Source organism: Agrobacterium bohemicum, from assembly GCF_001562555.1.
Taxonomy (GTDB): Bacteria; Pseudomonadota; Alphaproteobacteria; order Rhizobiales; family Rhizobiaceae; genus Agrobacterium; species Agrobacterium bohemicum.
Window position 1 is genome coordinate 52236 of record NZ_KQ961030.1, and the last position, 11006, is coordinate 63241.

Consider the following 11006-nt stretch of genomic DNA (forward strand, 5'->3'; position numbering starts at 1 on the left):
GAAACGCCGGCTTTTCGAAGATCGTGCTGGTCAATGGCCATGGCGGCATTATGGCCGGGCTGTCGGTCGTGGCGACCGGGATCGCGACGGTCGTGGGCATGCCTGTTTACACGACGGCCTACTTCATAGGGCCGGCGAGAGAAATCGCCCAGGTGTTGGAAGAACAGAAAACCTGCAGCATGCCTGTGAAGGCGAAACGTCGATAATTGGGGCATTCCATCCCGCTGATGTAAGAAATAGTCAATTATGCGATGGACCCGCGTTCAGTTTGCAGACGACGCTACAACCAACTCTGCGGACGTTCGAACCGTTTCCAGACTGACGTCCAACGGCTTTTTAGGTTTCACCACGAACGTGTCGCCCGAAAAAGGACTACGTCTGCCTGATGCTTGCGCATCGGTTCTTGGGGGCTCGATCAGATATTTCGGACCAGCCATAAAGGTGCCATTTGAAAGAACGCGCTTTGGGTGCATCCCTTTTCCTTATTCAGAAACCTCGTCTACCGTCAAACTATGTTCCCGTTCAGCCCGGATGGCTATTGTGCCGCTCGATAGGGTTGTCGCCCGTGGTTGTCTGGAAAATCCGATTTTACAACTTGCGCTCTGACGGCATGCGGATACATCTGACGACGAGCCGAGCGGACAGGCAATTCTTATGATATCGGGGAAGGGCACGGACTTAGTAATTTGCTGGTCTCGATTCCAAAACCGAGCCTAACGCTCCGGACGTCTGGTGGCAAAGAAGCGCCTGACACTTGCTTGGCTTCGGCCGGCACTCGACTCGACCGTCCTGCATAGGCCAGCGCGCTCCGCGATTGGCGGTCCATAGTCTGCTCGCGCGCGGATCATCGTTCGAGAGAGCTGAATTTTAGGTGGGGACGAGCCAGGCGGCAGCACCGCCTAGCTCGATATTACCGTAAGCAGGATCACACACTTATGATGATCTTGCCACGCGCCCTGCCAGAGGCTTGGCGCCCGAAGGCTTCTGCGAACGAGGTAATGGGGAAAACACCATCGATCAGGACCGATTGGCCCATTGCGCGCATCGCCTTAACCAGATCCGAGAGCCGCCCGGCGTTCGATGTATGGAACACGAATGTACCTTCGACCTTGTGGGCCGTCGCCAGTGCTTGGTCAGGCGGAGAGACCGTCGAAACCAGCTTGCCGCCACTGCGCAGCACGTCGAAGGAGCGCTGCTGTGTCTCCCCGCCAATGGTATCCAGCACCACATCGATGTCCGAAACCTTGGTGGCAAAATCCTCGGATCGATAGTCGATGACCTGATCGGCACCCAGTTCGCGCGCGATCTCCACACCGTCTCCCGACGCGCTGGCGATGACGCGGGCGCCAAGCCCTCTGGCGAACTGGATGGCGACACTTCCGACACCCCCGGTACCGGCATGCACAAGGACGGTCTGGCCGGCCTTAAGATCCGCGATCTCTACGAGAGCCTGCCAAGCAGTCCCTGCAGCGGTTGGCAATCCCGCTGCGCTGTTGAAGTTCAGATCTTGCGGAAGAAGCACAAGCTGATCTTCGGGAACGATGGCGTAGTCGGCAAAAGCGCCACCCTTGGTCGGATCGAGCCGTGCCATAACCCGATCGCCGACCCGCCAGCGTGAGGTCAGGGAGCCAGTCTTTTCGATTGTGCCGGCGAGGTCCGTACCCATCTGCGACGGAAAGGTCAGGGGGAAGTAGGCGTGGACCCGACCAAGTTGAAGCTTGACGTCGAGCGGGTTTAAGGCTGCCGCTTTAACGCGCACAAGCACCTCGCCATGATTCGGCTCGGGGATGGCTACGTCTGTCAGGGCAGGGGTTTGCTCGTAATCGGAGAGTATGATCTGTTGCATTGTCAGCTCCTAGTTCTTGACCGGCCAAGCGCCCATCTGGGCAAACCAGCCCAGCCAGTCCTCCATGTGCCGAGTGTGGGTGATCCGGCCGTTCTCGAAGGCGTGGAACTCATGGATCGGAAGCGAGAATTCGCGGCCGGTCGGGGCGACCCCGAACCAATCCGCGACGTGACGACCAGTGATGACGGCCCGGACGGCAGCCTTGTCCGGCCCGCCGATCACATCGACGATCTCGATCTTGATGTCAGCAAACGCCTCCGAAAAGGCGGCGATCATGGGCTTGAATCCATTTCGGCCCGCTGCCTGGCCCGGTGCAAGAGGGATGTCGTGCCAATCCGCAACGACGCTTGCGTCGAGGAGATCAGGGTTTCCCTCAAACGCCTTGTAGAAGGTACGAAGCGTCTGTAGATCTGCGGTGCTTATTCCGCTGTAAGATGGCTGTCCGTTGCTCATAGCGAACTCCTTGGTTGGCGATAAGCAACAGTACGCTCCACGATTTCATCGTTGAAATCGATATCAGGTATGCGATAACATCCACGACATGGATTTACATGGCATTGACCTGAACCTGCTTGTTGCCTTTGATGCGCTCATGGCCGAGCGAAGTGTAACGCGCGCAGGCGTGCGGATCGGGCGGACGCAGCCGGCCATGAGCGCCGCGCTATCGCGTCTGCGTGCTCTCTTGCAGGATGAGTTGTTTATCCGTGGCCCAGTGGGGTTGCAGCCAACGCCGCGCGCGCTTGACCTCGCCGAACCGCTTGGCCATGCGCTGGCGGAAATCCAGCGAACGCTGGAGTTTACGCAGGTCTTCGACCCCTCGAAGTCAACGGTCACACTCTCGATTGGGCTTTCCGAGCACGCAGCGTTTGTCGTCCTGCCAAAACTGCTTGCCAGCCTGCGAGTTGAGGCGCCGGGTATCGTTCTGCGAATTCGCAACTTCGATCACCGCGACGCCGTCATCTCGCTTCTGGATTCCGGGGAGGCAGATCTCACCGTCGGAGTTCCCCACACCCCGGCCGGTCGCATTTTGAGCGCAAGTTTGTTCGAGGAGGGTTTCGTCTGCATTGTTCGCAAAGACCATCCGCACGCCGACACAGAGCTGACGCTCGACGCTTTTCTTCAGATGTCACACTTGCTTGTTTCCCCCGAAAACGAGCGGTTCGGGATGGTCGATGCCGCGCTTGGGAAGCTGGGATTGCGGCGGCGCCTTGCGTTAACGCTCCCGCAAATGTACGCCGCGCCGCCGCTCGTCGCGTCGTCCGACCTGATAGCAACGCTGATGAAGGGCGTCGTCGAAGCATCCGGGTATCGCGAACAGCTTCACGTTCTGAAGCCGCCATTGGAACTTGGCACGGCGACGTTCGACATGGCATGGCATAGGCGCAACGACGTTCACCCCGCGCAGCGATGGCTGCGTGAGGTGATCGGGTCACTCTTTGAAAAGGCCGCCTCCTAGACTGGCGACTACCGGAGGATAGACGGCTTTCGCGGGCGTAGCTCGCCTCATTCCTGGCCGCGGAGTTGCCGGGACGCGCGCGACCAGTCTTCAACGTGATATGTCCGATATACTCTACCATCTTGGACTTCGTGGACATCGATGGTCATGATCCGGAAGGCGCGACCCGACTGGGCGACGCCGAGAAACTCGCCGACAGGTGTGCCTTGAGCTTCGCTGCGAACAACAACCTTGTTCCCCATCGTGACAACATCCAGGATCTCGAAGCTGAAATCCGGTACCTTGGCGATCCGGGCGCTCCACCTCGCGATCGTTGCTTCGCGGTCATCGCATGCATTGGTAGAACCGCAATTCTGCCAATCCTTTGTCGTTCCGCTTTCAAGATGAACGCGCACATCTGCGGGTGACGCCGCGGTGAGTGCGTTATAGACAGGCCGCACGATCTCGATCGCCTGTTCGACAGATAAACTGCCCTGTGTAGCTGGAGATGGCGCTGCCAACGCAATGACCAGGCCGGCGGTTTGCAGGATGTCGCTCATGGATATGTTCCTTTGGCAAAGGTAGGATCTGCTCGCGGTTGCGTGTTCGGGAACACTTCCGAGCGTTTGGCGATGATCATGTTATGGACGCTTGGGCTTCATCAGGTCGGCTATCCCGAGTCTCTCGAAGAACGAAAGCTGCCTGGCACCGATCAAGGCTTCGATCTCGTCCGTCCCTTTGCCTTGTGGGTCGATCGAAATCCTGAACGGCTTTTCTCCGAACGGAAGATCGAGGACATCCTTCACAGCCTTGCCAACGGATTCGACAGTCAGACCGAGGTTTTTTTCGGCATCCAGTACCTCAAGGGCTGTGCCGAGGCCGCGAAGACGATCCGGAAGCTCACCGTATTGGCTGACGACGGCAAGGGTCTCCGGCCCATGGGCGCCCGCGAAATGTTCCGTGCCGGATGTAAAGGCGCCGGGCACAACGATGACACTCTCGATGCCAAAAGGTGCGGCTTCGAAGCTCATCGCTTCAGCCAGAGCCTCGCCCGCCGCCTTGCTGGCGATATAGGGTCCGATGAAGGGCTCATGGATGCGCGAAGTCGTGCTGCCAATATACACAAGGACGCCTTCTTTCTGCCGGCGCATGATTGGCAGCGCTGCCCGGTTCACCCGAAGCCAGGAGATCGCGTTGGTGTCTAGAATCCTTGCCATTTGCGCAGGCGTAAAGGCTTCGGCAACACCGACCATCAGCATGCCCGCATTGTTGACGACCACGTCGAGACGGCCGGTCTCCAGAAGGACCTGATCGAACGCTGCTCTTATGCTCTCCTCCGAGAGGACATCGAGCTCGAGCGCGCGCAGGTCGACCTGCTTTTCTGCCGCAAACCGCGACAGCTGTTCGACACGGTCCTGGTTTCGCTCCTTGAGAGATCGCATCGAAGCGTAGACAATGTGGCCCGCGATGGCGAGCGCCTTGGCGACGGCGCGACCGATGCCGGATCCGGCGCCAGTGACGACGATGACTTTCTGATGCATTTTAACTCTCCTCAAGCCAAGCCGCCATTGGCGCGCACGACCTGTCCATTGACCCATCCAGCTGCGTCGGACAGAAGAAAGGCGACGACCTCGGCTATGTCGTGCGGTTGACCAAGACGTTTGAAGGGCGCTGCTTCTGCCATGCGGTCGATCTCGGCCTGGCTCTTACCCGTGACAAACAATTCGGTTTCGACTGGGCCGGGAGCCACGGCGTTGACGGTAATCCGTCGGCCTCCAAGTTCCTTGGCAACGACACGTGTAAGAGCCTCGATGGCGGCTTTTGTAGCGTTGTAGATGCCGTAGCCTGGAGGGTTGAGGGCAAGCGTGGTGCTGGACATACTGACGATCCGGCCACCGTCGATGATCCGTCGCGCGGCTTCGCGCATGCCGTTGATTGTGCCCCGAAGGTTCGTATCAAGTTGTTCGGCGAGCTGCGCCTCGTTCAGATCCTTCATCAAAGACGGCCTGATGAGCCCTGCGCTGCTGACCAGCGCGCGGACATTGCCATAGGCATGCTCCGCCTGATCGAAAAGATCCTTCATTTCGGATGCCGATGAAACGTCGGCCCGAACCGCGTTGGCACGCCCACCTCGTCCGACGATCTCTGCGACGACAGAGGCCGCTTCGTCATGATTGTTGGCGTAGTTGACGACAATGTCCCAACCGTGTGCGGCAAGGAAGCAGGGCGGTGGCGCGACCGATACCGCGCGACCCGCCCGTGACGACTACTGATTTTTGCATAGCACACCTCCTTTAGGCTTTTGTTCAGCCACCCTAGGAAGTTTCTTTTTCAAGATAAAATCGACTTATCGTATAAGCCACAATCCATGCCGTTTATAATAGCGTCACCCAGTCATTCATCTATGTTCATTGGTATCACTTCTCGCTCGCTCGGCGCGCAAAAGCCGATCGGCAAAGTAGCGCGAAGGCGTGGTCCCAAGCGCTTTCCTGAACATGACGATGAAGGCCGTCGTCGATTCGTACCCTAAGTCGCCTGCCACCTGCTGCACAGTCGCACCTCCGGCAAGTTCTCGCAGCGCGATGACAAGATGTAGCTGACGCCGCCAACGGCCGAAGCTCAATCCTGTTTCTTGGACCATAAGCCTCTTTAACGATCGTTCGCTGACGGCGACATGCTCAGCCCATTGGCCGAGCGTTCGGCGGTCGCTCGGGTCTGCCAACAGCGCCGCAGCTATCACGGCGATCTTTGGATGATCAGATACCGGTAGCTCCAGCCTTTCCCGCGGCATCAGCGCGAGCTCATCCAGCATAACCCGCACGAGCCGATCAACGTGAGTGTCGCGCGTTTGATTTCCCGGTAGGTCCGCTACCCGATGTATCATCTCTCGAAGCATCGGCGATACCGAAAGCGTGCAGCATTCAGCCGGAAGCATGGCCGCGCCGGGCTCGACAAACAGATAGGTCAGACGAGCATTGGATGTGACCTGGTTGCTGTGAGGAACGCCACCCGGTATCCAGACTCCACAGTCGGGTGGGACGATCCAGACCCCACTTTCCGCTCTACATGTCACCGCTCCATGGAGCGCCAGAATCAGTTGGCCCTGCGGGTGCTGGTGCTGCACCCCCTCGGCTTCATAGTCGGCGAAGTCCATCCTGATTGCCATCGCTGGCCCGCGCAAGAGGCTTAGATTTATCGCGGTACCACAAGGTGGCTTATTGGAAGGTTGGCCCGATTTCGAGATCATATGGCATTATCTCCACTTTTGCTCGCGCCGCAATCCTTTAGGCTCCTGCTTGAGCAACTTCAGGAGATCACCCATGCGTATAGCTGTGGTTGGCGCGACCGGCAGGATCGGCGCCAAACTTACCGAGAAACTCTTGGCCAGTGGCCATTCCGTCAAAGCTCTCTCGAGAGGAGGACCGGCCCTAGATGCACTTGTCGCAAAAGGAGCAGAACCGTTTATTGGCAGCTTTGACTCAGGTGCTGGTGATCTCAACAGGTTCTTCGAAGACGCTGATGCTGCGTTTTTGATGGTCAAAACCATTTGGGGCTCGGAGGACCTCCATGGACACTACCCTACGGTAGCGCTTCGGTTTTTCGACACGCTTCGGGATTCCCCTGTGAAGTTGGCCGTAAACCTGACCGGGATGGGATCCGAGGTTAGCGGAAACACCGGCCATTTCCAGGGCTTCTATATGCTGGATCAGATCCTCAACCGACTACGAGCGGTCAAATTGGTGCACCTTCAGGCAGGCTGGTTCATGCAGGACCTGGCCGGGTGGGTCCACTCGATCGCGCAGCACGATAGTATCGGCTGGTCGCTTGACCCCAACGTCAAAACTCCTTGGGTCTCAATTCAGGAAATCGCGGATCTCGCGGCGAAGGAGTTCGACACGCCGACTGACCAGCACCGATCGGTAAAGCAACTGGGCATTGATTACACGATGACCGAGATCGCCGTGATTATCAGCCGGGCACTCGACAGAGAGGTGGGCTATCGCTTCATCGACAGGAACGATCGCGAAGTCGAGGCGGTCTTCCGCGAGAGGTTCGGAACGCTCGGACGGTGGGTCTACGATAATGACACCTTGGCCGCTCTTAACGATCGGCGTGTAAAGTTTCACGATGATCGTCCTGCGCTACGCACGACAATGAAAGAATTCGTCGAAGACACCCTGAGGCCGCTGATCGAGATGACGCGGATAGATAGCGTCAAACCAGAGACCTTCCTAACGTGGAGCTCACAGGGTTAGAGCTGTCAGAGATTTGGCGGGGAGCGGACGGCGGTGGCCGAGCCCATGACAACGATCAGGCATTTCGATAATCCGCCACCCGTTAGACCCGATTGCGAGAGAGAATGGCAAGAAAACGCAAGTCCAACGCACATCAAAGGGTGACAGTAACCCTCGTCCCGCCTGAACGACTCTGGATGCTGACTTGTCCACCATGGTTGGTGACAATCTGCTTCGCGAGGGTTAGGCCAAGCCCCGCGCCCTGGCTTCTCGGTGTGACGCGGTAGAATGGCTGAAAAACCAACTCCTGATGCTCAATTGGTATGCCAGGTCCCTCGTCGGTGACGGTGATCTCTCCACTTGCAATGACGGACACCTCGATCGTTCCTCTTCCATTGCAATGGTCAATCGCATTACGGACCAGGTTACCGATCGCTCTGGTCAACGCAATGGTGTTGCCCTTGCGAGGGAGCGCATCCAGCCGGCTATGAAATGAAATTTCATAGCCGGCTGCGATTGCGAGAGGCGCAAAGTCTGCAACGACGGTACGCGCAACCGTCACCAGATCAACCTCTTCCTCAAGGTCTACCGCTTGGTCGTTGCGTTCGAAGTCAAGTAATTGTTCTGCCGTGTCAGCCAGGCGTGCCACATCTTGCAACATGCGTGTGCGCTCCAAACCATCTGACATGCCGTCGATGCGCGTTTGCATAATGGCGATGGGTGTTCTCAGCTCATGAGCAGCGTCAATCAAGAACCGTTGGCGTTTCTTAAATTCGGTTTCAAGTCTTTCGAGAGCTTCGTTGAACGCGATGACCAACGGAGTGACTTCGCCCGGAATTCCTTCAACCGGAAGCCGGCTGCCGTGGCGATGGGGGTCGATTTGCGCTGCCCTCTCGGCGACATCTTTGATCTTTGCAAGCCCACCTCCCACGATAATCGGTACTGCAGTGAAAATGGCTGGAAGGGCCATCGCAAGCAGCGACACATAGATCGGATAGGCCCGCCCGAGCAAGGCCAGTAAGGGGGAGCCTTTTCCAGCAATGCCACCGAAAAATACTCGCACTTCACCGAGAGTCGTGGAAACATCATCAATTGATGCGATCTCCTTGATTCCGTCCGCCCCACGAATATCAGCGGCCCTAATGAGGTAGGTCATAGGGGCAATCGCGGCATATGGTGGGGGGATTGCTCCCAGAGAGATGAACTCGCCATCCGGGGTGGCGGCTACAAACCACAGACGGCTGTTCTCTTCCATCAGCGTCCGAAGTGAGACGGTTTCCTCGAGTTCAAGCTGGCCGCGGCCGTTCCGCCTGATCGATTCCGCAACAGCATTCTTGACCTCGCTCTCCATCGCGATATTGGGCGACATGACCATCGTGCCATACATCGATAGCCCAATGATTGCAGCGCCAATCACAATGCTGATCACCAGACTGAGTCGCCAGCTTAGACGCCACCAAAGCGATGGGTTCGTTGATCGATATGCGCTCATCATTCTTCTTTCAGGAGGTAGCCAACACCACGGATGTTATGGATCGTCGCACCCGCCTCGACATCCGACAATCTCTTGCGCAATCTCGAGATGTGGGCGTCCAGCGCGTTTGATTGTATCTCTTCTTCATAATTATAAACCGCCCTCTCGAGCGTGGCCCTGAGAACGGTTCTACCCTTGCGTTTTGCAAGCGCCTGGAGAACCAAAAGCTCCCGGCGGGGAATATCGAGCGTGTCGGTTTCGATTTTGACTGTAAGGTTCAACGGGTCGATCAACAATCGCCCAACCTTGATATCTTGATCGACCACGCCAGAGGGGCGTCGTAACAGCGCGCGGACGCGCGCCATAAGTTCCTCGACCAGAAACGGTTTTCCAAGATAATCATCCGCACCGAAATCGAGGCCCGCCACCCGTTCCATCGGCTCGTTTCGGGCGGTAAGTACAATGATTGGCGTATCATTGCCTGCACGCCTTAACACCGGGATGAATGTCAGTCCCTCTCCGTCCGGCAAACGCCGATCCAAAAGGATGGCGTCGTAGTCATTTTGCAGAACGAGCTCATGGGCATCGGCGAGGTGCATCGTGTGATCGGTAACGATCCCGTGCTTTGACAGCGCAGCCGATAGCGCTGTCGCAAGTTCCCTTTCGTCCTCGATCAAAAGAAGTCTCATCGTTGCCCCGCATCCTCGCCTAGCAGCAGTGTCGCCAAGAACATTGCAGCAGCATTACGAGGATAAAAAGATCGAGGTAATGTTGCTGCAATTGTCGAACCTCATCGTCCACCCACAGACGCGGCACCAGACGGCTTGATGTGCGCTGCTCTATCACAACGAGGTCGACCTGATGGCATCCAAATGGAATAGAATACTCATGATAACCGCAGTGCTTCTTGGCGGCATCTATTGTTCCGTCGCTTTGATCGGCCCTGCACGGGGAACGAGCGTTGCGAACGAACGACTGCAGAAGGTGGTGACCGCGCATGTCCGTGGCGGGACAATACCGTTTGAACTGTCTCCAATGGAAGTCGCTACAATTCAGCCGGCCGTGCTCGTTGAGCGGCTCAGGGTAACGGGCGAACTTCGACCCTCACGTCTCGTAGAACTACGTGCCGTTAGCGGCGGCAGGATAACCCATTCAAACATTCGGGAAGGACAGGCCGTAAAGGCCGGTGACGTCTTGATCGGGTTTGAATCGAATGACCTTCAGGCCGGTCTGAAACAAAAGGAGGCGGACCACGAAGGCGCAATCGCCGAAATGGTGCTTGCCATGCAGTCGCTCAACCGGATTGAGCAACTTGCGAGCAAAAGTGTCGCAAGTCAGGACCAACTCGACAAAGCACGTGGCGAGGTTGGGGCAAGAAAAGCCCGGCTGGATAGCCTTGCCGCCCAGGTCGAAATAGCGCGAACAGCGTTGCAGAATGCCGAGATTCTTGCTCCCTTTGACGGCGTGATATCCAAGCTTTCGGTCAATCAGGGTGCGCAAATCGCGGCAGATGCGGAACTTCTCACCCTTGTCGACGTGAGCGATATGGAAGCCAGGGTTCTGATTTCGACGCAAGAGGTTACGCGTGTCGCTGAAGGACAGGTCGTGGACCTTCAGGTCGATGGCATCCAAAAGCAGGTGATCAGGGGAAAGGTCGCTCGGACCAGTCCGGTCGTGGACGACGGTAGCCGCTCGGTGGCTGTCCATATTCGTCTGTCAGGCAATGGCTACCACTTCAAGGGAGGCATGTTTGTCCACGGCTCAATCCTGGTCCGGCAGACTGAAGATGCAATTGCCATTCCTGTCGCCTCAATTCGGGGAGGCGATAAAGACGCTCATGTTTTCAAACTGGTGGACGGCATTCTCATCCGCCAGCCGGTGAGCGTCATCTCAAGGTGGGATGATAACCAGATGGCCGAGGTCTCTGGTCTTGCGCCCGGCGACATGATCGTAATGGCGCCACTTGCCGAGCTGCAGCCGGGCCTTGTCGTCACAGTCGCGAAGGTGGGATAACTT

Annotated in this window: 12 protein-coding genes; 4 read left to right on the forward strand and 8 right to left on the reverse strand. The window is 57.4% G+C overall.

Annotation, left to right across the window (positions count from 1 at the left end):
* Positions 1-23 precede the first annotated feature (23 nt).
* Positions 24-206 carry a hypothetical protein gene (locus ATO67_RS13790; RefSeq protein WP_067650032.1) on the forward strand — a complete coding sequence of 61 codons (183 nt, stop codon included), beginning with the start codon at positions 24-26 and terminating at the stop codon, positions 204-206.
* Positions 207-925: 719 nt separating this feature from the next.
* Here the strand turns inward: ATO67_RS13790 and ATO67_RS13800 are convergent.
* Positions 926-1846, reverse strand: a complete 921-nt coding sequence (locus ATO67_RS13800; RefSeq protein WP_067650037.1) for an NADP-dependent oxidoreductase — start codon at positions 1844-1846, stop codon at positions 926-928.
* A gap of 9 nt (positions 1847-1855) precedes the next feature.
* A complete protein-coding gene (locus ATO67_RS13805; protein ID WP_067650040.1) occupies positions 1856-2299 on the reverse strand; it encodes an ester cyclase in 444 nt (147 codons plus the stop codon).
* An 88-nt stretch (positions 2300-2387) separates the two neighbouring features.
* On the opposite strand from ATO67_RS13805, the gene ATO67_RS13810 reads away from it, so the two are divergent.
* Positions 2388-3302 (forward strand): LysR family transcriptional regulator, encoded by a 915-nt coding sequence (locus ATO67_RS13810; protein WP_067650043.1) that lies wholly within the window; start codon positions 2388-2390, stop codon positions 3300-3302.
* Positions 3303-3349: 47 nt separating this feature from the next.
* Here ATO67_RS13810 and ATO67_RS13815 read toward each other — a convergent pair whose 3' ends face one another.
* The 4 genes from ATO67_RS13815 to ATO67_RS13830 form a co-directional block, all read right to left on the reverse strand.
* Positions 3350-3841 (reverse strand): ester cyclase, encoded by a 492-nt coding sequence (locus ATO67_RS13815; RefSeq protein ID WP_067650046.1) that lies wholly within the window; start codon positions 3839-3841, stop codon positions 3350-3352.
* 81 nt (positions 3842-3922) lie between these two features.
* Positions 3923-4822 (reverse strand): SDR family oxidoreductase, encoded by a 900-nt coding sequence (locus tag ATO67_RS13820; RefSeq protein WP_067650049.1) that lies wholly within the window; start codon positions 4820-4822, stop codon positions 3923-3925.
* Between the two features lie 11 nt (positions 4823-4833).
* Positions 4834-5478 carry an SDR family oxidoreductase gene (locus ATO67_RS13825; RefSeq protein ID WP_342585720.1) on the reverse strand — a complete coding sequence of 215 codons (645 nt, stop codon included), beginning with the start codon at positions 5476-5478 and terminating at the stop codon, positions 4834-4836.
* A 201-nt stretch (positions 5479-5679) separates the two neighbouring features.
* Positions 5680-6528 (reverse strand): AraC family transcriptional regulator, encoded by an 849-nt coding sequence (locus tag ATO67_RS13830; RefSeq protein ID WP_067650052.1) that lies wholly within the window; start codon positions 6526-6528, stop codon positions 5680-5682.
* A 73-nt stretch (positions 6529-6601) separates the two neighbouring features.
* Here ATO67_RS13830 and ATO67_RS13835 point away from each other — a divergent pair, with 73 nt between their 5' ends.
* A complete protein-coding gene (locus ATO67_RS13835) occupies positions 6602-7537 on the forward strand; it encodes an NmrA family NAD(P)-binding protein (protein ID WP_067650055.1) in 936 nt (311 codons plus the stop codon).
* A 133-nt stretch (positions 7538-7670) separates the two neighbouring features.
* Here ATO67_RS13835 and ATO67_RS13840 read toward each other — a convergent pair whose 3' ends face one another.
* Both ATO67_RS13840 and ATO67_RS13845 read right to left on the reverse strand, forming a co-directional pair.
* Complete coding sequence (locus tag ATO67_RS13840) at positions 7671-9008, reverse strand: sensor histidine kinase (protein WP_067650674.1); 1338 nt, start codon at positions 9006-9008, stop codon at positions 7671-7673.
* Positions 9008-9679, reverse strand: coding sequence for a response regulator transcription factor (locus ATO67_RS13845; protein ID WP_067650058.1), 672 nt, complete (start codon positions 9677-9679; stop codon positions 9008-9010). The genes ATO67_RS13840 and ATO67_RS13845 overlap by 1 nt, the downstream gene beginning before the upstream one ends.
* 199 nt (positions 9680-9878) lie before the next feature.
* On the opposite strand from ATO67_RS13845, the gene ATO67_RS13850 reads away from it, so the two are divergent.
* Positions 9879-11003, forward strand: a complete 1125-nt coding sequence (locus ATO67_RS13850) for an efflux RND transporter periplasmic adaptor subunit (protein WP_067650061.1) — start codon at positions 9879-9881, stop codon at positions 11001-11003.
* The last annotated feature ends 3 nt before the right edge of the window (positions 11004-11006 follow it).